At 59.5% G+C, this 21,789-nt stretch carries 22 protein-coding genes; 10 read left to right on the top strand and 12 right to left on the bottom strand.

What is annotated here, in order from left to right:
* Window positions 1-92: 92 nt before the first annotated feature.
* The gene (gene typA, locus ACM6IK_RS29125) at window positions 93-1,913 is read right to left on the bottom strand and encodes a translational GTPase TypA (RefSeq protein WP_414877033.1); all 1,821 of its coding nucleotides are present in this window, start codon (window positions 1,911-1,913) and stop codon (window positions 93-95) included.
* 139 nt (window positions 1,914-2,052) lie between these two features.
* Entirely contained in the window at window positions 2,053-3,507 is a 1,455-nt protein-coding gene (thiI, locus tag ACM6IK_RS29120; RefSeq protein WP_414877032.1) for a tRNA uracil 4-sulfurtransferase ThiI, read from the bottom strand.
* Window positions 3,508-3,836: 329 nt separating this feature from the next.
* Between thiI and glnA the strand changes: the two genes are divergently transcribed.
* The 5 genes from glnA (at window position 3,837) to ntrC (ending at window position 9,421) form a co-directional block, all read left to right on the top strand.
* Window positions 3,837-5,243: a type I glutamate--ammonia ligase gene (gene glnA, locus ACM6IK_RS29115; RefSeq protein WP_008002929.1), complete on the top strand. Its 1,407-nt coding sequence runs from the start codon at window positions 3,837-3,839 to the stop codon at window positions 5,241-5,243.
* Between the two features lie 296 nt (window positions 5,244-5,539).
* Window positions 5,540-6,055 carry a DUF4124 domain-containing protein gene (locus ACM6IK_RS29110; RefSeq protein ID WP_414877031.1) on the top strand — a complete coding sequence of 172 codons (516 nt, stop codon included), beginning with the start codon at window positions 5,540-5,542 and terminating at the stop codon, window positions 6,053-6,055.
* Window positions 6,052-6,672 carry a DUF4124 domain-containing protein gene (locus ACM6IK_RS29105; protein WP_414877037.1) on the top strand — a complete coding sequence of 207 codons (621 nt, stop codon included), beginning with the start codon at window positions 6,052-6,054 and terminating at the stop codon, window positions 6,670-6,672. Before ACM6IK_RS29110 ends, ACM6IK_RS29105 begins: the two co-directional genes overlap by 4 nt.
* A gap of 230 nt (window positions 6,673-6,902) precedes the next feature.
* Window positions 6,903-7,988, top strand: coding sequence for a nitrogen regulation protein NR(II) (gene glnL, locus ACM6IK_RS29100; RefSeq protein WP_057712404.1), 1,086 nt, complete (start codon window positions 6,903-6,905; stop codon window positions 7,986-7,988).
* Window positions 7,985-9,421 carry a nitrogen regulation protein NR(I) gene (ntrC, locus tag ACM6IK_RS29095; RefSeq protein ID WP_414877030.1) on the top strand — a complete coding sequence of 479 codons (1,437 nt, stop codon included), beginning with the start codon at window positions 7,985-7,987 and terminating at the stop codon, window positions 9,419-9,421. The genes glnL and ntrC overlap by 4 nt, the downstream gene beginning before the upstream one ends.
* Before the next feature lie 567 nt (window positions 9,422-9,988).
* Here ntrC and ACM6IK_RS29090 read toward each other — a convergent pair.
* Window positions 9,989-10,429, bottom strand: a complete 441-nt coding sequence (locus ACM6IK_RS29090; protein WP_414877029.1) for a hypothetical protein — start codon at window positions 10,427-10,429, stop codon at window positions 9,989-9,991.
* On the opposite strand from ACM6IK_RS29090, the gene ACM6IK_RS29085 reads away from it, so the two are divergent.
* On the top strand, window positions 10,428-10,883 hold the full coding sequence (locus ACM6IK_RS29085) for a tRNA (cytidine(34)-2'-O)-methyltransferase (protein WP_223457845.1): 456 nt from the start codon (window positions 10,428-10,430) through the stop codon (window positions 10,881-10,883). The genes ACM6IK_RS29090 and ACM6IK_RS29085 overlap by 2 nt on opposite strands.
* Before the next feature lie 115 nt (window positions 10,884-10,998).
* On the opposite strand, the gene secB is transcribed toward ACM6IK_RS29085, so the two are convergent.
* Genes secB through ACM6IK_RS29070 form a run of 3 tightly spaced genes read right to left on the bottom strand, consistent with a single transcriptional unit; the run spans window position 10,999 to window position 12,211 of the window.
* Window positions 10,999-11,484 (bottom strand): protein-export chaperone SecB, encoded by a 486-nt coding sequence (secB, locus tag ACM6IK_RS29080; RefSeq protein ID WP_223457492.1) that lies wholly within the window; start codon window positions 11,482-11,484, stop codon window positions 10,999-11,001.
* A 57-nt stretch (window positions 11,485-11,541) separates the two neighbouring features.
* Complete coding sequence (gene grxC, locus ACM6IK_RS29075; RefSeq protein WP_108216188.1) at window positions 11,542-11,796, bottom strand: glutaredoxin 3; 255 nt, start codon at window positions 11,794-11,796, stop codon at window positions 11,542-11,544.
* A gap of 1 nt (window position 11,797) precedes the next feature.
* The gene (locus ACM6IK_RS29070; protein ID WP_108216187.1) at window positions 11,798-12,211 is read right to left on the bottom strand and encodes a rhodanese-like domain-containing protein; all 414 of its coding nucleotides are present in this window, start codon (window positions 12,209-12,211) and stop codon (window positions 11,798-11,800) included.
* A 153-nt stretch (window positions 12,212-12,364) separates the two neighbouring features.
* Here ACM6IK_RS29070 and gpmI point away from each other — a divergent pair, with 153 nt between their 5' ends.
* The 4 genes from gpmI (at window position 12,365) to ACM6IK_RS29050 (ending at window position 17,574) form a co-directional block, all read left to right on the top strand.
* A complete protein-coding gene (gpmI, locus tag ACM6IK_RS29065) occupies window positions 12,365-13,894 on the top strand; it encodes a 2,3-bisphosphoglycerate-independent phosphoglycerate mutase (protein ID WP_414877028.1) in 1,530 nt (509 codons plus the stop codon).
* Between the two features lie 252 nt (window positions 13,895-14,146).
* Window positions 14,147-15,442, top strand: a complete 1,296-nt coding sequence (locus ACM6IK_RS29060; RefSeq protein ID WP_414877027.1) for a murein hydrolase activator EnvC family protein — start codon at window positions 14,147-14,149, stop codon at window positions 15,440-15,442.
* 34 nt (window positions 15,443-15,476) lie between these two features.
* Complete coding sequence (locus ACM6IK_RS29055) at window positions 15,477-16,796, top strand: S41 family peptidase (RefSeq protein ID WP_414877026.1); 1,320 nt, start codon at window positions 15,477-15,479, stop codon at window positions 16,794-16,796.
* A gap of 1 nt (window position 16,797) precedes the next feature.
* Window positions 16,798-17,574, top strand: a complete 777-nt coding sequence (locus ACM6IK_RS29050; protein ID WP_414877025.1) for a divergent polysaccharide deacetylase family protein — start codon at window positions 16,798-16,800, stop codon at window positions 17,572-17,574.
* A 144-nt stretch (window positions 17,575-17,718) separates the two neighbouring features.
* Here ACM6IK_RS29050 and ACM6IK_RS29045 read toward each other — a convergent pair whose 3' ends face one another.
* The 6 genes from ACM6IK_RS29045 to hisB form a co-directional block, all read right to left on the bottom strand.
* Entirely contained in the window at window positions 17,719-18,474 is a 756-nt protein-coding gene (locus ACM6IK_RS29045) for a substrate-binding periplasmic protein (protein ID WP_414877024.1), read from the bottom strand.
* Window positions 18,475-18,552: 78 nt separating this feature from the next.
* Window positions 18,553-19,323, bottom strand: coding sequence for an imidazole glycerol phosphate synthase subunit HisF (gene hisF / locus ACM6IK_RS29040; RefSeq protein ID WP_007972752.1), 771 nt, complete (start codon window positions 19,321-19,323; stop codon window positions 18,553-18,555).
* 10 nt (window positions 19,324-19,333) lie between these two features.
* Window positions 19,334-20,071, bottom strand: coding sequence for a 1-(5-phosphoribosyl)-5-[(5-phosphoribosylamino)methylideneamino]imidazole-4-carboxamide isomerase (gene hisA, locus ACM6IK_RS29035; protein WP_007972753.1), 738 nt, complete (start codon window positions 20,069-20,071; stop codon window positions 19,334-19,336).
* Between the two features lie 42 nt (window positions 20,072-20,113).
* Window positions 20,114-20,374 (bottom strand): DUF2164 domain-containing protein, encoded by a 261-nt coding sequence (locus ACM6IK_RS29030; RefSeq protein WP_095942301.1) that lies wholly within the window; start codon window positions 20,372-20,374, stop codon window positions 20,114-20,116.
* Entirely contained in the window at window positions 20,375-21,013 is a 639-nt protein-coding gene (gene hisH / locus ACM6IK_RS29025) for an imidazole glycerol phosphate synthase subunit HisH (protein ID WP_007972757.1), read from the bottom strand.
* A complete protein-coding gene (gene hisB / locus ACM6IK_RS29020) occupies window positions 21,013-21,606 on the bottom strand; it encodes an imidazoleglycerol-phosphate dehydratase HisB (RefSeq protein ID WP_003218037.1) in 594 nt (197 codons plus the stop codon). Before hisB ends, hisH begins: the two co-directional genes overlap by 1 nt.
* Between the last annotated feature and the right edge of the window lie 183 nt (window positions 21,607-21,789).

Here is a 21,789-nt window from a genome sequence, read left to right as displayed (position 1 = left end):
AGAGGCCAGCACAAACACCACATAAACCCCAGACAAACAAAAACGCCCCCGGCCTTTCGACCGGGGGCGTTTTCGTTAAGCAAGGCTAAATCTTATGCCTTGGCTTTCTTGGCAGCGCGGGTACGCTCGCCTTCGTCCAGGATCTTCTTACGCAGGCGGATCGACTTAGGGGTCACTTCGCACAGCTCATCGTCCTGGATGAATTCCAGAGCCTGTTCCAGGGTGAAGCGAACAGGTGGAACCAGAGCGATGGTTTCGTCTTTACCCGAAGCACGCATGTTGTCGAGCTTCTTGCCTTTGGTTGGGTTGACGCCCATGTCGTTGTCACGGCTGTTCAGACCAACGATCTGACCGTTATAGATCTCTTGACCGTGTTCAACGAACAGCTTGCCACGCGCCTGGAGGGTTTCCAGGGAGTAGGTCAGTGCCTTGCCGGTTTCTACCGATACCAGAACACCGTTCTGACGGCCGGACATGTCGCCGGACTTCATGGTGTCGTAGCGATCGAAGATCGAGGTCAGGATGCCGGCGCCGTTGGTCAGGGTCAGGAACTGGTTACGGAAACCGATCAGACCACGAGCAGGGATGTTGTATTCCAGACGTACACGGCCCTTGCCATCCGGCACCATGTTGGTCAGGTCGCCCTTACGCAGGCCCATCTCTTCCATGACCTTGCCCTGGGATTCTTCAGGGGTGTCGATGGTGACGTTTTCGAACGGTTCCTGCTTCACGCCGTCAACCGTACGGATGATCACTTCCGGACGACCAACACCCATTTCGAAGCCTTCGCGACGCATGGTTTCGATCAGTACCGAGAGGTGCAGCTCACCACGGCCGGACACCTTGAACTTGTCAGCCGAGTCGCCTTCTTCAACGCGCAGTGCAACGTTGTACAGCAGCTCTTTGTCCAGACGCTCCTTGATGTTACGGGAGGTCACGAACTTGCCTTCTTTACCGCAGAACGGCGAGTCGTTTACCTGGAAGGTCATGGAAACGGTTGGCTCGTCGACGGTCAGAGGCTTCATCGCCTCGACAGTGTCCGGCTGGCACAGGGTGTCGGAGATGAACAGCGAGTCCATACCGCTTACGCACACGATGTCGCCAGCGAACGCTTCTTCAACGTCGACACGGTGCAGACCGTGGTGACCCATCAGCTTCAGGATACGGCCGTTACGCTTCTTGCCGTCGGCACCGATAGCCACAACCGGGGTGTTAGGCTTGACGCTGCCACGAGCGATACGGCCAACGCCGATAACACCCAGGAAGCTGTTGTAGTCCAGTGCGGAGATCTGCATCTGGAACGGACCTTCACGGTCAACCTTCGGCGCCGGTACGTTGTCGACGATCGACTGGTACAGCGGGGTCATGTCTTCAGCCATGTCGGTGTGATCCAGACCGGCAATACCGTTCAGGGCCGAAGCGTAGATCACCTGGAAATCCAGCTGTTCTTCGGTGGCGCCCAGGTTGTCGAACAGGTCGAAGATCTGGTCCAGAACCCAGTCCGGACGCGCGCCTGGACGGTCAACCTTGTTGATGCACACGATCGGACGCAGGCCGGCTTCGAAAGCCTTCTTGGTCACGAAACGGGTTTGCGGCATAGGGCCGTCTTGAGCGTCAACCAGCAGCAGAACGGAGTCGACCATCGACATTACGCGTTCAACTTCGCCGCCGAAGTCGGCGTGGCCCGGGGTGTCCACGATGTTGATGTGGTAGCCGTTCCAGTTGATGGCGGTGTTTTTCGCCAGAATGGTAATACCGCGCTCTTTTTCCTGGTCGTTGGAGTCCATCACGCGCTCGTCGTTGAGCTCGTTGCGCTCCAGGGTGCCGGATTGACGCAGGAGTTTGTCTACCAGGGTGGTCTTACCATGGTCAACGTGGGCAATGATGGCGATGTTGCGTAGATTTTCGATCACTTGTGTATCTCGATCAGAGGATTCGGTGTGCTGACAAGTCTTGGCAGCGATTAACAGTAGCGTCCGTGAAAGCCGTTACAGCTTGACGGTGGCATCGGGGGGCCGGTGACGCAGGCCACAGGCAAACAGCCCCGGGCACTTAGCTCGGTCGATAAACGCGCACATTGGCATGCCCCTCACTGAGCAAATGGTGGGCATGCAGGCGACTCATCACGCCTTTGTCGCAATACAGCAGGTACTGGCGAGTAGGGTCCAGTTCCTTGAAACGAGCGTTCACTGCATAAAACGGCATCGTTTGTACCTCGATGCCAGCCAGTTCCAGCGGGTCGTCTTCAGCAGCATCCGGGTGACGGATGTCGATGACGATCTGACCGGCCAGCGCTTCGCTGACTTCTTCAATCTGCAAGTCCTGGCCCAATTCGTCGATCACGCGATCGATCGGTACCAGCTTGGCGTTTTCGAGCGCACGCTCGAGTACCGCCATATCGAATTCTTTCTCTTCATGCTCGACGCGGTAGCGCTTGGCCGCGGTCTTCGGATTGACCGAGATGACGCCGCAGTACTCCGGCATGTGCCGGGCGAAATCGGCGGTACCGATTTCGTTGGCCAGGTCGATGATGTCCTGCTTGTGGCTGGCGATCAGCGGACGCAAGACCAGTTTGTCGGTCACACAGTCGATCACGCTCAGGTTCGGCAACGTCTGGCTCGACACCTGGGAGATCGCCTCACCGGTGACCAGGGCCTCGATGTGCAGTCGATCGGCAATTCGGGAGGAAGCGCGCAACATCATACGCTTCAATACTACGCCCATATGACTGTTATCGACTTTGCCGAGTATTTCGCCCAAAACTTCTTCGAACGGCACACTGACAAATAACACGCGCTGGGAGCTGCCGTACTTCTTCCAGATGAAATGCGCGACTTCCATGACGCCCAGTTCGTGGGCACGTCCGCCCAGATTGAAGAAGCAGAAATGCGCCATCAGGCCACGGCGCATGATCTGGTAGGCCGCCACGGTGGAGTCGAAACCACCGGACATCAGCACCAGGGTCTGTTCCAGGGCGCCCAGCGGATATCCGCCGATGCCGTTGTGCTGGCTGTGGATCACGAACAACCGTTGGTCGCGAATTTCGATGCGGACTTCGATTTCAGGCTTTTTCAGGTCGATACCGGCGGCGCCGCACTCGCGACGCAGCTTGCTGCCGACGTATTTTTCGACGTCCATCGAGCTGAACGGGTGCTTGCCCGCCCGCTTGCAGCGCACCGAAAAAATCTTCCCGGCCAGCGCATCGCCGTAGTGCTGCCTGCACTTTTCGGTGATGTCGTCGAAGTCGCCCAGCGGGTACTCGTCGACCTGCAGAAAGTGCGCGATGCCCGGCATGCAGGTCAGGCGCTCACCCATCTCTTTCAAGGCTTTCGGATCGGTAACGCGGGTTTCCAGCTCGAGATTGTCCCACACGCCGTTCACCACCACGACCGGGTCCAGATCACGGAGCACGGCGCGAATGTTTTTGGCCAACTGGCGGATAAATTTCGTCCGGACAGGTCGGCTCTTGATGGTGATCTCGGGGAAGACTTTTACGATTAATTTCATGGAAACAGCGCGCGCAGGGCCTGCCGAAAAAGGGGGGCGCGGATTATAGCGGAAATTGCTCAAGGTTTAACCAGTTAATGTGTAGAAGGTTTTGCGCGCACCAAAACAGGTCACTTATTGGATTTGACGCCACATTACAGGGCGATATTTTCTGCTTTAAAGCGTAAAACAACCTCACAAGCGTGAATTTGGGGCAAAAAACCCATGGTGGGGCACTGGCATGCAATTTGCTCCCTTGTGAGGCAGGTTGCCTTGGCAGAGTATTCGCGCCGGCATCACCCACATTATAAGGGCATCCATTACTAGCCCGAAGCCACCCGGAGGACACTATGTCGAAGTCGGTTCAACTCATCAAAGATCATGACGTCAAGTGGATTGATCTGCGCTTCACGGACACCAAAGGCACTCAGCACCACGTGACCATGCCGGCTCGCGATGCGCTGGATGACGACTTCTTCGAAGTCGGCAAAATGTTCGACGGTTCCTCCATCGCTGGCTGGAAAGGCATCGAAGCTTCCGACATGATCCTGATGCCGGACGACTCCACCGCTGTTCTGGATCCGTTCACCGAAGAACCGACCCTGATCCTGGTCTGCGACATCATCGAGCCTTCGAGCATGCAAGGCTACGATCGCGACCCACGTGCGATCGCCAAGCGCGCTGAAGAGCACCTGAAAGCCACCGCTATCGGTGACACTGTGTACGCCGGTCCAGAGCCAGAGTTCTTCATCTTCGACCAGGTGAAGTTCAAGTCCGACATTTCCGGCTCCATGTTCAAGATCTACTCTGAACAAGGTTCGTGGATGTCCGACCAGGACATCGAAGGCGGCAACAAAGGCCACCGTCCAGGCGTCAAAGGCGGCTACTTCCCGGTTCCACCGTTCGACCACGACCACGAAATCCGTACCTCCATGTGCAACGCACTGGAAGAAATGGGCCTGACCGTCGAAGTTCACCACCACGAAGTGGCAACTGCCGGCCAGAACGAAATCGGCGTCAAGTTCAACACCCTGGTGAAGAAAGCCGACGAAACCCAAACCCTGAAATACGTTGTGCACAACGTAGCCGATGCTTACGGCCGTACCGCTACCTTCATGCCTAAGCCGCTGTACGGCGACAACGGCTCGGGTATGCACGTACACATGTCCATCTGGAAAGATGGCAAGAACACCTTCGCAGGCGAAGGCTATGCCGGTCTGTCCGATACCGCCCTGTACTTCATCGGCGGCATCATCAAGCACGGTAAGGCCCTGAACGGCTTCACCAACCCGGCGACCAACTCCTACAAGCGCCTGGTTCCAGGCTTCGAAGCCCCGGTGATGCTGGCCTACTCGGCTCGCAACCGTTCCGCTTCGATCCGCATTCCTTACGTGTCGAGCCCGAAAGCCCGCCGTATCGAAGCGCGCTTCCCGGATCCGGCTGCCAACCCGTACCTGTGCTTCGCCGCACTGTTGATGGCTGGCCTGGACGGCATCCAGAACAAGATCCACCCTGGCGACGCCGCTGACAAAAACCTGTACGACCTGCCGCCTGAAGAGGCCAAAGAGATCCCACAAGTTTGCGGCAGCCTGAAAGAAGCCCTGGAAGAGCTGGACAAAGGTCGTGCGTTCCTGACCAAAGGCGGCGTTTTCAGCGACGACTTCATCGACGCTTACATCGCCCTGAAAAGCGAAGAAGAAATCAAGGTACGTACCTTCGTACACCCACTGGAATACGAGCTGTACTACAGCTGCTGATCCGGTAGCGCCTGCGCAAGCGGCGTGACAAAAAGAGGCCTCCTTCGGGAGGCCTTTTTTATGAGCTCAATTCAACGGCCGACAAAGAACCCTGTGGGAGCGGGCTTGCCCGCGAAGGCGTCGGTACATCCAATATCTCTTTCTCAGACAGACCGCTTTCGCGAGCAAGCCCGCTCCCACAATGAATTACTGCGTTCTAGAGAGATTGATAATTCATACCCAAATGTTAACGCGCTGGGCCAATCGACAGCCCTGCCCTATGCTGCAACCCAACGCTTTCGTTTCCGGTCAATTCCATGGGTCGCGGTTTTCTCTTCATCCTGCTGCTGATCGTTCTGCCCGCCACAGCGCAGATCTACAAGTACACGGACGCCAACGGCGCCACCGCGTACAGCAATCAACCGCCTGACGGCGTCAGCGCCCATCCGGTCGACCTGCCGCCTCTCAACAGCGTCGAGCGCCAGCCTCCCGGCGAAGCCGCACCGACTGCTGAAGCCGCTCGCAATGAACCGCCCCACAAGGCCTATGAAGTACTTGAGCTGACCGGGCTGCCCACCACCGAAGCCCTGCGCGCCAACAACGGCACGTTCACCATAACGGTACTGATCAAGCCGCGCCTGCAAGCCCCCCACCTGTTGCGGCTACTGCTGGACGATCAGCCCTACGGCCAGCCAGTCAATGTGCCGAGCCTGCAACTGGTGAACATCGATCGCGGCGAACACCGTCTCGCCGTACAAGTGATCGACGGGGAAACCGTGGTGCAGCAGAGCCCTATGGTGACATTCACCGTACAGCGAGTGCACAAGCCCTGAAGGCCTGGCTACTGATCGCCTGCCTGATCGCCCTGCCCGCCTCGGCAGAGGTCTTCATGTATGTCGATGCTCAGGGCAATCGGGTTTTCACCGATCATCCCAAACCCGGCGACGCCAGGCGCGTACCGCTGACAACAATCAATCGAATAGCGGCCAGCCCCGCCGGTGCAACGCCGTTGATTGCCCAGAACAGTCCCGAAACACAAGTGTTGTTCCACTATGAGGTGCTGCGCATCCTGGCCCCGGAACCCGACGCCACCGTCCGCAGCAACACCGGCGAAGTCACTGTCAGCGCCACCAACGAACCGGCCCTGCACCCCGGTCACCGCTACCGGTTGCTGCTCGACGGCCAGCCCACCGCCGAACCCGGCCTGGGTCCGGTGTTCGCCTTGAGCAACATCGATCGCGGCAGCCATACCCTGTCCGTGGAAATCCTCGACGAACAGGGACGCATCGTCGAACGCACCGCCAGCCAACCCTTCCACATGCAGCGCACGTCTCTCGCCCAGAAGCGCAGGATCAAACCCTGCACTCTCGAAAACTACGGCCAGCGGCCGGAATGCCCGCTCAACAACAAACCCGTCGAAGAAAAAAATCCATTCTTGCGACTTTTCTAACCTTGTTCAGGTTTGCGCACTATATTGGTGCAATTGCTTGCACCGTACTCACATTCCAACCCATTTTGGTTCGAAAGTACCCGCGAAAGCTGGCAAAGCGCCACGCAAACGAGCGTCAAACGCCCGTTTCAGGCGCCGAACGCTTCTTTTCGGAGCCTTGGTTTGGTTTTTGCATTTTGCCCGTACCAGCGCTTTTTTCTTGCGCATGCTCTGCCCTAAAAGAGGTCCCGATGACCATTAGCGACGCACTCCACCGCTTGCTACTCGACAACCTCACCACTGCCACCATCCTGCTCGACGCCGAACTGCGCCTCGAGTACATGAACCCGGCGGCGGAGATGCTGCTGGCCATCAGCGGTCAACGCAGCCATGGGCAGTTCATCAGTGAATTGTTTACCGAGTCGACCGAAGCGCTGAATTCGTTGCGCCAGGCCGTCGAACAAGCGCACCCGTTCACCAAACGCGAAGCCATGCTCACCGCCCTCACCGGCCAGACCCTGACCGTCGACTACGCGGTAACGCCAATCCTGAGCAACGGCGACACGATGCTGCTGCTCGAAGTCCACCCGCGTGACCGCTTGCTGCGGATCACCAAGGAAGAAGCACAGCTTTCCAAGCAGGAAACCAGCAAGATGCTGGTCCGCGGCCTGGCCCATGAAATCAAGAACCCGCTGGGTGGGATTCGCGGCGCGGCACAACTGCTGGCCCGGGAACTGCCGGAAGAAAGCCTGCGCGACTACACCAACGTCATCATCGAAGAAGCCGACCGTCTGCGTAATCTGGTGGACCGCATGCTCGGCTCCAACAAGTTGCCGTCGCTGGCCATGTGCAATGTCCACGAAGTGCTGGAGCGTGTCTGCCATCTGGTGGAGGCCGAAAGCCAGGGCTGCATCACCTTGGTGCGCGACTACGACCCAAGCATCCCCGACGTGTTGATCGACCGCGAGCAAATGATTCAGGCCGTGCTGAACATCGTGCGCAATGCCATGCAGGCCATCAGCAGTCAGAACGAACTGCGCCTGGGCCGCATCAGCCTGCGCACCCGCGCCATGCGCCAGTTCACCATCGGCCACGTGCGTCATCGCCTGGTGACCAAGATCGAGATCATCGACAACGGTCCTGGCATCCCTGCAGAACTTCAGGAAACCATTTTCTTTCCCATGGTCAGCGGACGTCCGGACGGTACCGGACTGGGCCTGGCCATTACCCAGAACATCATCAGCCAGCACCAGGGCCTGATCGAATGTGACAGCCACCCCGGCCACACCACCTTCTCGATCTTTCTGCCACTGGAACAAGGAGCCACATCGACATGAGCCGTAGTGAAACCGTGTGGATCGTCGATGACGACCGTTCTATCCGTTGGGTCCTGGAAAAAGCCCTGCAGCAGGAAGGCATGACCACGCAAAGCTTCGACAGCGCCGATGGTGTGATGAGCCGCCTGGCGCGCCAGCAGCCGGACGTGATCATTTCCGACATCCGCATGCCCGGCGCCAGCGGCCTGGAGCTTCTGGCACGGATTCGCGAGCAGCACCCACGACTGCCGGTCATCATCATGACCGCTCACTCCGATCTGGACAGCGCTGTCGCGTCCTATCAGGGCGGCGCTTTCGAGTACCTGCCCAAGCCATTCGACGTCGACGAAGCGGTTTCCCTGGTCAAGCGCGCCAACCAGCACGCCCAGGAACAACAAGGCCTGGAAGTCGCCCCGACCCTGACCCGCACCCCGGAAATCATCGGCGAAGCGCCGGCGATGCAGGAAGTGTTTCGCGCCATCGGGCGCTTGAGCCACTCCAACATCACCGTACTGATCAACGGCGAATCGGGTACCGGTAAAGAGCTGGTGGCCCACGCCCTGCACCGTCACAGCCCGCGGGCAGCGTCGCCGTTCATCGCGCTGAACATGGCAGCGATCCCCAAAGACCTCATGGAATCCGAACTGTTCGGCCACGAGAAAGGTGCGTTCACCGGCGCGGCCAACCTGCGTCGCGGGCGCTTCGAACAGGCTGACGGCGGCACGCTGTTCCTCGATGAAATCGGCGACATGCCGGCTGACACCCAGACCCGCTTGCTTCGCGTACTGGCTGATGGCGAGTTTTACCGCGTCGGCGGTCATGTGCCGGTGAAGGTCGATGTGCGCATCATCGCGGCGACTCACCAGAACCTGGAAACCCTGGTGCATGCCGGAAAATTCCGTGAGGATTTGTTCCATCGCCTCAACGTGATCCGCATCCACATCCCACGCCTGTCGGACCGTCGCGAAGATATCCCGACCCTGGCCAAGCACTTCCTCGGCCGCGCCGCCCAGGAACTGGCCGTCGAGCCGAAGCTGCTGAAAAGCGAAACCGAGGAATACCTGAAGAATCTGCCGTGGCCCGGCAACGTGCGTCAGCTGGAGAACACCTGCCGCTGGATCACGGTGATGGCTTCGGGACGCGAAGTGCACATCGGCGACCTGCCGCCGGAGCTGCTGAGCCTGCCGCAGGATTCGGCGCCCGTGACCAACTGGGAACAGGCCCTGCGCCAGTGGGCCGACCAGGCCCTGGCCCGCGGTCAGTCGAGCCTGCTCGACAGCGCCGTGCCGGCCTTCGAGCGGATCATGATCGAGACCGCCCTCAAGCACACCGCCGGTCGCCGCCGCGATGCCGCCGTCTTGCTGGGCTGGGGGCGCAACACCTTGACCCGCAAGATCAAGGAATTGGGGATGAAGGTGGATAGCGGGGATGATGATGAGGGGGATGAGGGCTAAACAGCCTTTAGTACTTCGCTAATCGTTAGACCCAATCGCGAGCAAGCTCGCTCCCACAGTGGATTTTCGGTGTTTTCACTATCGTGTAGACACCATCGAACCCTGTAGGAGCGAGCCTGCTCGCGATGCTTTTGGGGTTATCTGTGCACCGCCGCAATGCACCGTGAACCGCAATCGCGCACAAAAACAGCGTCGAAACCTTACCTGCGTTCGCAATCGAACCCCTATCGAAAAAACACGAAAGCCCCGGATTACGGGGCTTTCGGCGTTTTTAGGCGTTTTTAGGCGTTTTTTTGTTTCGCACTGTTAAAACCTGGCACGTCCCCTGCAATAACCCTATCAAGTGAACCAGTTCACCCACCCGGTTTCGGGGACCTTGGTACAGGCAGGCCGGGGATTCCCCTCTTTACATCGGGCTCACACCGCACCCGCGACGAGCCCAGCCGTTTTGGGGCCCTTGATACAGGCAGGTCAGGGGTTCCTTCTTTACACCAGGCTCACGCCGCATTCGCGACGAGCCTCCCGTTTTGGGGACCTTGGTACAGGCAGGCCGGGGATTCCCCTCTTTTATTGCTCCCGGAGATGGATCTCCAGCCGCCAGCGGTCATCGACCTCGCTACCGGCCCACTCGCCCTGCAGGGGCCGGGCAGCCACCAGTGTCAGCAACAACCCCCCATCGCTCAAACGTACCCGCCAGTTCACGTCCTTGCCGCCGAGCTTGAGCTGGCCTTTCTGCGCCTTGCCCTCGGCGCCAAACAGCAGCGCGACACTGCCATCGAGCATCTCGCCGTGGGTCTTGGGTTCGTTGTTGAACCACACCACCAGCCCGTCGTTCGTCACCTCAACCTGCTGCAGCTGGCTGGGGTCCGGCGTGGTCAGGCGACCGATCATCAACCCGACCATCACTCCGACAATCGCCAGCGAGCCCATCACCCGCAGGAATAGTTTCGAACGCACGCCTACTGGCGGCGTAGAATGCGCGTCATCTTTGCCTTCGGAGCCGTGCATGTTTCACGTCATCCTTTTCCAACCAGAAATTCCGCCGAATACTGGCAACGTTATCAGGCTGTGCGCCAACAGTGGCTGCCACCTGCATTTGATCGAACCGCTGGGCTTCGAGATGGACGACAAGCGCCTGCGCCGGGCTGGCCTCGATTACCACGAGTATGCCACCCTGCAACGCCATGCGGACCTTGCCAGCTGCCTGGAAAGCCTCGGCCATCCGCGGGTATTCGCCTTCACCACCAAAGGTTCGCGGCCGTTCCACGATGCCAGCTTCGCCCCGGGCGATGCGTTCCTGTTCGGCCCGGAAAGCCGGGGCTTGCCTGCTGAGGTGCTGGACGCCCTGCCCGGCGAGCAACGCCTGCGCCTGCCGATGCGCGAGGGCTGCCGCAGCCTGAATCTGTCGAATACCGTGGCGGTGGCGGTTTACGAAGCCTGGCGTCAGAACGACTTCAAATAACACCCAAAAAAATGTGGGAGCGAGCTTGCTCGCGATGGCGGTGCATCAGTCAACATTGATGTTGAAGCTGCTGACCTCATCGCGAGCAAGCTCGCTCCCACAGTATTGAAACGCTTTATTGAACGGTCGGCGTTTCGCCAGCTGCCTGCATGCGTTGCAGCTCTTGCGCGTACAGCGCATCGAAGTTCACCGGAGCCAGCATCAGTGCCGGGAACGAACCGCGGGTCACCAGGCTGTCCAGGGTTTCGCGAGCGTACGGGAACAGGATGTTCGGGCAGAACGCACCCAGGGTGTGGCTCATCGAAGCGTCATCCAGGTTCTTGATCAGGAAGATCCCGGCCTGTTGCACTTCAGCGATGAACGCCACTTCGTCAGCGTTTTTCACGGTAACCGACAGGGTCAGCACGACTTCGTGGAAGTCGGCTTCCAGCGTCTTCTGACGGGTGTTCAGATCCAGAGCGACGCTCGGCTCCCACTGCTGGCGGAAGATCGCCGGGCTTTTCGGAGCTTCGAAGGACAGGTCACGCACATAAATGCGCTGCAAGGAGAATTGCGGTGCAGTTTCTTCTTCGTTCGCAGCAGTGTTCTGTTGGTCAGTCATCGCAGATCCTTCTTGATCCAGGGTTCTTTTAGGTTTGCTTGTTTTGGGGTATTACCGTCAGGCCCTGAGCAGCGCGTCGAGCTTGCCGGCACGCTCCAGGGCGAACAGATCATCACAACCACCCACGTGGGTGCTGCCGATCCAGATTTGCGGCACGGACGTACGCCCGGCCTTCTGGGCCATCGCAGCGCGCACCTGCGGCTTGCCATCGACCTTGATCTCTTCGAAGGCCACGCCTTTGTTCTCGAGCAGGTACTTGGCTCGCGAGCAGAAAGGGCAGTAATCGCTGGAATAGACGACGACGCTACTCATATCACTTCACCAACGGCAGATTGTCGGCTTTCCAGCTGGAGATACCGCCGGACAGCTTGGCGGCGGTGAAGCCGGATTTCATCAGTTCGCGGGCGTGGGTGCCGGCGGTCTGGCCCATGGCGTCGACCAGGATGATGGTCTTGGCCTTGTGCTTTTCCAGTTCGCCAACGCGGGCGGCCAGTTTGTCCTGGGGAATGTTCAGCGCGCCGACAATGTGACCGGCGGCGAAATCCTTGGTTGGACGAATATCGATCACCACGCCTGCGTCCTTGTTGACCAGCCCGGTCAGTTCGCCAGTGCTCAGGCTACGGCCGCCGCCCTGCATTTGATAGGCAATCAGCAACGCCAGCAGTACGACGAAGATACCGACGAGAATGTAGTGGTTAGTGGCGAATTCAATCAGGTGAGCAACCATCGAAGGAGGTTCCAGGGCGTTAAAATGTCGGCCAGTATACACAGCCACTATGGTGGGCCAAACCCCGTCCGGCGGTGACGCGGCCGGAACTTCGCTTTAAACTGCGACTCCCTTTTTCCATTACCCCTTTTACCTCAGCCACGAGTGGATTCCATGACTACCACGCCTAAACCTTTGGTCCTGATGATTCTCGACGGCTTCGGTCACAGCGACAATCCCGAATCCAACGCCATTTTTGCGGCGAAGAAGCCTGTACTGGATCGTCTGTGGGCCACGGTGCCGAACGGCCTGATCTCGGGCAGCGGCATGGACGTCGGCCTGCCGGATGGCCAGATGGGCAACTCCGAAGTCGGCCACATGAACCTCGGCGCCGGTCGCGTGGTGTATCAGGATTTCACGCGCGTCACCAAATCGATCCGCGACGGCGAGTTCTTCGAGAACCCGACCATCTGCGCCGCCGTGGACAAAGCCGTCGCCGCCGGCAAATCCGTGCATTTCATGGGCCTGCTGTCCGATGGCGGCGTGCATAGCCACCAGGATCATCTGGTCGCCATGGCCGAACTGGCCTTCAAGCGCGGCGCGCAAAACATCTACCTGCACGCCTTCCTCGACGGCCGCGATACTCCACCGAAAAGCGCGCAGTCGTCGATCGAACTGCTCGACGCGACCTTCCAGGCCCTGGGCAAAGGCCGGATCGCCAGCATCATCGGTCGCTATTACGCCATGGACCGCGACAACCGTTGGGATCGCGTGTCCCAGGCCTACAACCTGATTGTCGACGGCCAGGGCGAATTCAACGCCGCCACCGCTCAGGAAGGCCTGCAGGCAGCCTACGAGCGTGGCGAGAGCGACGAATTCGTCAAAGCCACCTCCATCGGCGAGCCGGTGAAAGTCGAAGACGGCGATGCCGTGGTGTTCATGAACTTCCGCGCCGACCGCGCCCGCGAACTGACCCGCGTGTTCGTCGAAGACAACTTCAGTGAGTTCGAGCGTGCCCGCCAGCCGAAACTGGCCGGTTTCGTCATGCTGACCCAATACGCCGCCAGCATCCCTGCGCCATCGGCTTTCGCTGCCGGCAGCCTGGAAAACGTGCTGGGCGACTACCTGGCGAAAAACGGCAAGACCCAGCTGCGCATCGCTGAAACCGAAAAATATGCCCACGTGACCTTCTTCTTCTCCGGCGGCCGCGAAGAACCGTTCCCGGGCGAAGAACGCATCCTGATTCCATCGCCGAAAGTCGCCACCTATGACTTGCAACCGGAAATGAGCGCACCGGAAGTCACCGACCGCATCGTCGATGCCATCGAAAACCAGCGTTACGACGTGATCGTGGTCAACTACGCCAACGGCGACATGGTCGGCCACAGCGGCGTGTTCGAAGCGGCGGTCAAGGCTGTTGAATGCCTGGACCTGTGCGTGGGTCGCATCGTCGATGCACTGGAAAAGGTCGGTGGCGAAGCGCTGATCACGGCTGACCACGGTAACGTCGAGCAAATGTCCGATGCGACCACTGGCCAGGCGCACACTGCGCATACCACCGAGCCGGTGCCATTCATCTATGTCGGCAAGCGCGACCTGAAGGTCCGCGAAGGCGGTGTGCTGGCGGACGTGGCGCCGACCATGCTGAAGTTGCTGGGCCTTGAGCAACCGGCGGAAATGACCGGGACTTCGATTCTGGTCTGATTAGATCTTCCGAACACCACAAAACCCTGTGGGAGCGAGCCTGCTCGCGATAGCAATCTGACAGCCAACATCTATGTTGAATGATCGGACGCCATCGCGAGCAGGCTCGCTCCCACACTGGTTTATGGAGTTTTCGAAATGGAATTCAGTCTGTCGCTTGCTCCAGTCATCACACAGTCAGAAATGGGCATTTTTTTTGCCGCCCATGGCGGGCATACTAGGCCGTCCCTTTCCCTGGTGCCGCCCGCCCCTATGCTTCGCGTCCTGATAGCCCTGACTCTGACATGCCTGCTCCAACCGGCCTTTGCTGACGAGCGCGCAGACACCCAACAGCAGTTGGACGCCACGCGTCAGGATATTGCCGAGCTGAAGAAACTGCTGGGCAAGCTGCAGGAAGAGAAGTCCGGTGTGCAGAAAGAGCTCAAGGGCACCGAAACCGAAATGGGCAAGCTCGAGAAGCAGGTCGAAGCCCTGCAAAAAGAGCTGAAGAAAAGCGAAGCCGAGCTACAGCGCCTCGATGCAGAGAAAAAAAAACTCCAGAGCGCGCGCACTGAACAGCAACGACTGATCGCCATGCAGGCCCGGGCGGCCTACCAGAACGGTCGCCAGGAATACCTCAAGCTGCTGCTCAACCAGCAAAATCCTGAAAAATTCGCTCGTACCCTCACCTATTACGACTACCTGAGCCAGGCTCGCCTGGAGCAGCTGAAAAGTTTCAACGAAACCCTGCGCCAACTGTCAAATGTCGAGAAAGATATCGCCATGCAACAGGCGCAATTGCTGGTGCAGCAAAGCAGCCTCGATACCCAGCGTGGCGAACTCGAGAAAGTTCGCCAGGAGCGCCAGAAAGTCCTGGCCAAACTCAATGACGACGTAAAGGCTCGCGATCAGAAACTGGCGGCTCGCGAGCAGGATCAGGCAGACCTGTCTAAAGTCCTTAAAACCATTGAAGAAACCCTGGCACGCCAGGCCCGTGAGGCAGAAGAAGCGCGGCAAAAAGCGCTGATTGCCCAGCAGGAAGCCGAAAAAAAGCGTTTACGTGAGGCCCAAGCGCAGGCGGATGCCAGCGACGACGCCCCACGCAAACCGGTCAGATCGACACCAGGCGCACTGGTTTCCAGTTCCGGCGAGACCTTTGGCGGCCCGTTTGCGTCAACCCGCGGCAAACTTCCCTGGCCTGTCGACGGTCGACTGCTGGCGCGTTTCGGTGAAAGCCGTGGCGACGATGCCCGGACCAAGTGGGACGGCGTGATGATCGGCGCGTCTGCCGGCAGTGCGGTGCGTGCCGTACACGGTGGTCGCGTGGTGTTCGCCGACTGGTTGCGTGGCGCCGGGTTGCTGGTGATTCTCGACCACGGCAATGGTTATTTGAGTCTGTACGGTCACAACCAGACGCTGCTCAAGTCTGCGGGTGACGTTGTAAAAGCCGGTGAGCCTATTTCCACTGTCGGTAACAGTGGCGGGCAGGACACACCAGCGCTGTATTTCGCAATTCGTCAGCTGGGTCACCCGAGTGACCCCGCGCAATGGTGCCACGCGCAAGGATAGGCGTTGAGTTACCTACATTAGGAGTTCGTTCGACATGCTGCATTTGTCCCGCCTTACCTCGCTGGCCCTGACGATCGCCCTGGTGATCGGCGCGCCTCTGGCGTTTGCCGCTCAACCAGCGCCGGCAGTTGCGCCTGCGGGCACTGCTGCGACCACCAAGGCGCCACTGCCGCTGGATGAGTTGCGCACCTTTGCCGAGGTGATGGACCGGATCAAAGCCGCTTATGTCGAACCGGTGGACGACAAGACTCTGCTGGAAAACGCCATCAAGGGCATGCTCGGCAACCTCGATCCGCATTCGGCCTACCTCGGCCCTGAAGACTTCGCCGAGTTGCAGGAAAGCACCAGCGGAGAATTCGGTGGCCTGGGTATCGAAGTCGGTGCCGAAGACGGCTTCATCAAGGTGGTTTCGCCCATCGATGACACCCCGGCCTCCAAGGCCGGCATCCAGGCCGGTGACTTCATCGTCAAGATCAACGGCCAGCCCACCCGTGGCCAGAGCATGACCGAAGCCGTGGACAAGATGCGCGGCAAGATCGGCCAGAAAATCACCCTGACCCTGGTGCGCGACGGCGGGGCACCGTTCGACGTGACCCTGACCCGCGCCGTCATTCAGGTGAAGAGCGTGAAGAGCCAGTTGCTGGAGTCGGGCTACGGCTATATCCGCATCACCCAGTTCCAGGTCAAGACCGGCGAAGAGGTTTCCAAGGCCCTGGCCAAGCTGCGCAAGGAGAACGGCAAGAAGCTCAAGGGCATCATTCTCGACCTGCGCAACAACCCGGGCGGAGTGTTGCAATCGGCGGTCGAAGTGGTCGACCACTTCATCACCAAGGGCCTGATCGTTTACACCAAGGGCCGTATTGCCAACTCCGAGCTGCGCTTCTCTGCCACCGGCAAGGACGAAAGCGAAGCCGTGCCAATGGTCGTGCTGATCAACGGCGGCAGCGCTTCGGCTTCGGAAATTGTCGCCGGCGCCCTGCAGGACCAGAAACGCGCCGTGCTGATGGGCACCACCAGTTTCGGCAAGGGCTCGGTACAGACGGTTCTGCCGCTCAACAACGAACGCGCATTGAAGATCACCACGGCGTTGTATTACACGCCGAACGGCCGCTCCATCCAGGCCCAGGGCATCGTCCCGGACATCGAAGTGCGCAAGGCCAAGATCACCAGCGAGCAGGACAGCGACTACTTCAAGGAAGCGGACCTGCAGGGTCACCTGGGCAACGGCAACGGCGGCGCAGACAAACCGACCGGTTCCAGCGGCAAAGCCAAGCCGATGCCACAGGACGATGATTACCAATTGGCCCAGGCCCTGAGCCTGCTCAAAGGGCTGAGCATCACGTCCGGCCGTTGAGATGCTTCTGCGGTTGCTGATCGGGCTGTTGTGTTGTCTGGCGGGTGTTGCTCACGCAGAACCCGCCGGATCGACGCCCCACAAAGCCTACCTGAGTCTGATCATCGATGACCTGGGGCAGAACCTGCCCCGGGATCGCCGCGTGCTGGCCCTGCCCGGCCCGGTGACCACGGCAATCATGCCCGACACGCCCCACGCCACCGAATTTGCCCGCGAAGCCCATCGCGCCGGCAAGGTCGTCATTCTGCACATGCCTATGGATCCGGCCACCGGACCGTTCGCCTGGCATCCCGAGCTGTCCGTCGAGGAGCTGGAAAAACGCCTGAACGCCGCGTTCAAAATGGTCCCGTACACCAGCGGCATCAATAACCACATGGGCAGCCGCATGACCGCACAGCCAGCGGCTATGGCCTGGCTGATGGCGGACTTGCAACGACGACACAAGTTCTTCGTCGACAGCCGCACCAGTGCGCAGACTGTCGCGGCAGCCGAGGCGCAGAAGATCGGGTTGGCGAGTGTTTCGCGGGACGTGTTCCTGGATGATGAGCCAACGGAAACGGCGATTTTCACACAGCTACAGACGGCCATCAGTCTTGCGCGCAAGCAGGGCTCGGCGGTGATGATCGGTCATCCGTATCCGCAGACGCTGGCGGTGCTGGAACGCGAATTACCCAAGCTCAAGACTCAGGGGATCGAGTGGATTGATATCCGGCAGATGATCAGTGTTCGCAGCAATCGGGCGACCGCTGCCCATGGGAAGGATGGGGTGTACCGCTAGTATCTACACCGCAGAACCCCTGTGGGAGCAAGCTTGCTCGCGATGGCGTCGTGTCAGTCGACATCATTGGTGAAGGACAGATCGCTATCGCGAGCAAGCTCGCTCCCACAGTGTTATGCACATGGCTGAAGAGGGTGTCGGGCGTTAGAGATACTGCGCCATGATCTCGTCCACCCGACCTTCCTTGCGCATCTGGTCCAGCGCCGCCTGGAGCTTGGCCACCGTTTCGTCCGGCACATTCTTGTTCAGCGCCAGGTACAGTTCGGCACTGTTGAAACGCAGTACGGTTTTCAACCCGTTAACCCCTTCCTGCCGCGCCAGATAGCGCCCGGCAGGATCACCGGTGGCCCACAGGTCGATCTGGCCGTTGACCAGTTTTTTCGCGTTGTCCTGATCACGCAGCACAACAATCGGATTAAGCCCCTGCTTGGCCAGCGTCTCGGCAATGGCGTCGCCCTTGTAGGCGCCGATCTTGTACTTGCGCGCGTCATTCAAGGTTTCGAGGGTGATCTTGCTGTCAGCCCTGGCCAGCATGATCCAGTCGTCCGGGCCAATCGGACCGACCCATTTGAATAGCTTTTCGCGATCCGGCAACCGCGCCATGACGAATACGCCGTAACCGGGTTTTTCCAGGGTGAGTTTGTAGATTCGCTCCCAAGGGAAACGCAGCGTCAGGCTGTAGGTAATGTCGGCGCGCTTGAAGATCTCGCGGACGATATCAGTGGCGATGCCGTTGATGTTCTCGTCCTGAGCGAAGTTCTTGCCGTTCTTCGCCATGTTGTATGGCGGGAAGTTTTCCGTCAGCAACACCAGGTCGGTATCGGAACGGTCTGCAGCGTGCGCCCCGTTAATGAGCAACAGAGAAGCACTGGCGAGAACGAGAAGAAAGCGTTTAAGCATATCTGGCTACCGAAATCCATGGCGTACCCAAGAGTGCCTTGGGTACGCCATGGTGTCCACTGGACTGTATCGGTTTGTTTAACGCATCACGATTCCGCGATGGGCCATATAGGCCTTGGCTTCCTGCACGGTGTATTCGCCGAAGTGGAAAATACTCGCCGCCAGTACCGCGCTGGCGTGGCCTTCGATAATGCCGTCGGCCAGGTGCTGCAGGTTGCCGACGCCGCCGGAGGCGATCACCGGGATGCCCAGCGCATCGCTGATGGCGCGGGTGACGCCCAGGTCGAAGCCGTTTTTCATGCCGTCCTGGTCCATGCTGGTCAGCAGGATCTCACCGGCACCCAGGCCTTCCATTTTTTTCGCCCATTCAACGGCATCGAGACCGGTTGGCTTGCGACCGCCATGGGTGAAGATTTCCCAGCGCGGAGTTTCGCCCGGCCCGGAAACCTTCTTCGCATCGATGGCCACCACGATGCATTGCGAGCCGAAATGCTGTGCGGCTTCGCCGACGAATTCCGGGTTGAACACCGCGGCGGTGTTGATCGAAACCTTGTCCGCACCGGCATTGAGCAGGTTGCGGATGTCCTGCACGGTGCGTACGCCACCACCCACGGTCAGTGGGATGAACACCTGGCTGGCCATGCGTTCGACGGTGTGCAGCGTGGTGTCGCGGCCGTCGACGCTGGCGGTGATGTCGAGAAAGGTAATCTCGTCGGCACCCTGCTCGTCGTAGCGACGAGCAATTTCCACCGGGTCACCGGCGTCGCGGATGTTTTCGAACTTCACACCCTTGACCACCCGGCCGTTGTCCACGTCCAGGCAAGGGATGATGCGTTTGGCCAGGGCCATGGTCGTTTCCTCAGCCTTTGTACGAATCGCAGAAAGCTTGCGCTTCGGCGACGTCGAGGGTGCCTTCGTAGATCGCACGACCGGTAATGGCGCCGATGATGCCTGGCGCCTTGGCGTCGAGCAGGGTCTTGATGTCGCCCAGGTTGTGGATGCCGCCGGAAGCGATCACCGGGATCTTCGTGGCAGCAGCCAGTGCCGCGGTGAACGGTACGTTGCAGCCCTGCATCATGCCGTCTTTGGCGATGTCGGTATAAACGATGGCGGACACGCCGTCGGCTTCGAACTGCTTGGCCAGGTCGATCACCTGAATGGTGCTGATCTCAGCCCAGCCATCGGTGGCGACGAAACCGTCCTTGGCGTCCAGGCCAACGATCACCTTGCCCGGGAACGCGCGGCAGGCTTCAGCGACAAAGGCCGGATCTTTCACGGCCTTGGTGCCGATGATCACGTAGCTCACGCCGGCTTTCACGTAGTGCTCGATGGTTTCCAGCGAGCGGATACCGCCGCCGATCTGGATCGGCAGGTTCGGATAGCGCTTGGCGATGGCCGTCACCACTTCGCCGTTGACTGGCTGGCCTTCGAACGCGCCGTTCAGGTCGACCAGATGCAGACGGCGGCAACCGCCCTCCACCCACTTGGCAGCCATGCTCACCGGGTCATCGGAGAACACCGTGGAATCTTCCATACGGCCCTGGCGCAGACGAACACAGGCACCGTCTTTAAGATCGATAGCGGGAATAATCAGCATCTGGCAAACCTTCAAATTTGAATGATCAGCTTGGCTCGGAAATCAGTTTTTCTCGAGCGCCCACAGGTCGCTTTCGATGCTTTCGAACCTCTCTTTGAGATGCGCCTGCACATCGAAAATCGCCCTGTTGTAATAATGCGGAGCAATTTCACGGGTAAACAGCTCAAGAATCTCCGCCGCCTCGAACGAGCCGAGGTCGAGTTCGAAGCGGTCTTCCATGAAACGCTTGATCTTGCGATTGGCCTCGCTCTCCTGCTCGGGAGTGAGGGTCAGAATCGGCGGCTTGGATTTCTTGGTTGCCATTTACCAGCGACCGTCCCACGCAGCGAAGTTCTGCAGCAACTGCAGGCCATGGGTATGGCTTTTCTCCGGGTGGAACTGCACGGCGAAACGCGAGCCTTCGGCCAGCGCCGCGGCGAAATCGACACCGTAGTGACCGCCCCCCACCACCTGCCGCGCGTTGGCGGCAGCGATGTAGTAGCTGTGCACGAAGTAGAACCGCGCCAGGTCCGGAATGTCGTGCCACAGCGGGTGACTGACCTTCTGCTTCACTTCGTTCCAGCCCATGTGCGGGACTTTCAGGTGTTCGCCGTCCTCGACCAGATCCTTGCCGAAGAACTTCACCGCGCCCGGGAACAGGCCGATGCAGTCGACGCCGTCGTTCTCCTCGCTGGTGTCGAGCAAGGCTTGCATGCCCACGCAGATGCCGAGGAACGGACGGTCCTGGCTGACTTCACGTACCAGCGAATCGAAACCGAGGCGACGGATCTCCGCCATGCAGTCGCGAATCGCGCCAACGCCGGGGAAAACCACCCGGTCGGCTTCGCGAATCACGTTGGCATCGCTGGTGATCAGCACCTTGCCGGCACCGACGTGCTCGAGGGCCTTGGCCACCGAGTGCAGGTTGCCCATGCCGTAATCGATAACCGCGACTGTCTGCATTACAGGACGCCCTTGGTCGATGGCATTTGCCCGGCCATGCGGTCATCGAGCTCGACGGCCATGCGCAGGGCGCGGCCGAAAGCCTTGAACACGGTTTCGATCTGGTGGTGGGTGTTGGTGCCACGCAGGTTGTCGATGTGCAGGCTGACCAACGCATGGTTGACGAAGCCCTGGAAGAATTCCTGGAACAGGTCAACGTCGAAGCCGCCCACGGTGGCGCGGGTGTACGGCACGTGCATCTGCAGGCCCGGGCGACCGGAGAAGTCGATCACCACGCGCGACAGCGCTTCATCGAGCGGCACGTAGGCGTGGCCGTAGCGACGGATGCCTTTCTTGTCGCCGATGGCTTTGGCAAACGCCTGGCCGAGGGTGATACCGACGTCTTCCACCGTGTGGTGGTCATCGATATGCAGGTCGCCCTTGCTGACAATATCCAGGTCGATCAACCCGTGACGGGCGATCTGGTCCAGCATGTGCTCAAGAAAAGGAACACCGATATCAAATCGGGCCTTTCCGGTGCCATCGAGGTTGATCGAGGCTTTGATCTGGGTTTCCAGAGTGTCGCGCTCGACAGACGCCTTACGTTCGGCCATCACCAGCTCCGCAAAATCATTGGGCGAAAAAGGCAGTCATTATAGGGGCGCGGGCGCCAAACAGAAACACGCGAGGTGATATCCCTGACGGAGTGAATCCGGGGGTGCCGGCGATGTACATGTCCATACAAGCCATTTGGCACACCACAAAACAACTGTGGGAGCGAGCTTGCTCGCGATGGG

It is taken from the genome of Pseudomonas sp. IT-196MI5, assembly GCF_949767415.1.
Taxonomy (GTDB): Bacteria; Pseudomonadota; Gammaproteobacteria; order Pseudomonadales; family Pseudomonadaceae; genus Aquipseudomonas.
The sequence above is the reverse complement of the archived record's forward strand: the minus strand, read 5'-3'. Positions and strand labels throughout refer to the sequence as shown.

Excerpts from the sequence above, each read along its gene's own strand:
- thiI (WP_414877032.1), bottom strand. The coding sequence starts at position 3,507 with ATGAAATTAATCGTAAAAGTCTTCCCCGAGATCACCATCAAGAGCCGA.
- ACM6IK_RS29050 (WP_414877025.1), top strand. The coding sequence starts at position 16,798 with ATGCTTCTGCGGTTGCTGATCGGGCTGTTGTGTTGTCTGGCGGGTGTT.
- hisH (WP_007972757.1), bottom strand. The coding sequence starts at position 21,013 with ATGCAGACAGTCGCGGTTATCGATTACGGCATGGGCAACCTGCACTCG.
- secB (WP_223457492.1), bottom strand. The coding sequence starts at position 11,484 with ATGACTGACCAACAGAACACTGCTGCGAACGAAGAAGAAACTGCACCG.
- ACM6IK_RS29110 (WP_414877031.1), top strand. The coding sequence starts at position 5,540 with ATGGGTCGCGGTTTTCTCTTCATCCTGCTGCTGATCGTTCTGCCCGCC.
- ACM6IK_RS29070 (WP_108216187.1), bottom strand. The coding sequence starts at position 12,211 with ATGGTTGCTCACCTGATTGAATTCGCCACTAACCACTACATTCTCGTC.
- ACM6IK_RS29060 (WP_414877027.1), top strand. The coding sequence starts at position 14,147 with ATGCTTCGCGTCCTGATAGCCCTGACTCTGACATGCCTGCTCCAACCG.
- hisA (WP_007972753.1), bottom strand. The coding sequence starts at position 20,071 with ATGCTGATTATTCCCGCTATCGATCTTAAAGACGGTGCCTGTGTTCGT.
- ACM6IK_RS29030 (WP_095942301.1), bottom strand. The coding sequence starts at position 20,374 with ATGGCAACCAAGAAATCCAAGCCGCCGATTCTGACCCTCACTCCCGAG.
- ACM6IK_RS29085 (WP_223457845.1), top strand. The coding sequence starts at position 10,428 with ATGTTTCACGTCATCCTTTTCCAACCAGAAATTCCGCCGAATACTGGC.
- ACM6IK_RS29090 (WP_414877029.1), bottom strand. The coding sequence starts at position 10,429 with ATGCACGGCTCCGAAGGCAAAGATGACGCGCATTCTACGCCGCCAGTA.
- grxC (WP_108216188.1), bottom strand. The coding sequence starts at position 11,796 with ATGAGTAGCGTCGTCGTCTATTCCAGCGATTACTGCCCTTTCTGCTCG.
- glnL (WP_057712404.1), top strand. The coding sequence starts at position 6,903 with ATGACCATTAGCGACGCACTCCACCGCTTGCTACTCGACAACCTCACC.
- ACM6IK_RS29055 (WP_414877026.1), top strand. The coding sequence starts at position 15,477 with ATGCTGCATTTGTCCCGCCTTACCTCGCTGGCCCTGACGATCGCCCTG.
- gpmI (WP_414877028.1), top strand. The coding sequence starts at position 12,365 with ATGACTACCACGCCTAAACCTTTGGTCCTGATGATTCTCGACGGCTTC.
- hisB (WP_003218037.1), bottom strand. The coding sequence starts at position 21,606 with ATGGCCGAACGTAAGGCGTCTGTCGAGCGCGACACTCTGGAAACCCAG.
- ntrC (WP_414877030.1), top strand. The coding sequence starts at position 7,985 with ATGAGCCGTAGTGAAACCGTGTGGATCGTCGATGACGACCGTTCTATC.
- ACM6IK_RS29045 (WP_414877024.1), bottom strand. The coding sequence starts at position 18,474 with ATGCTTAAACGCTTTCTTCTCGTTCTCGCCAGTGCTTCTCTGTTGCTC.
- hisF (WP_007972752.1), bottom strand. The coding sequence starts at position 19,323 with ATGGCCCTGGCCAAACGCATCATCCCTTGCCTGGACGTGGACAACGGC.
- glnA (WP_008002929.1), top strand. The coding sequence starts at position 3,837 with ATGTCGAAGTCGGTTCAACTCATCAAAGATCATGACGTCAAGTGGATT.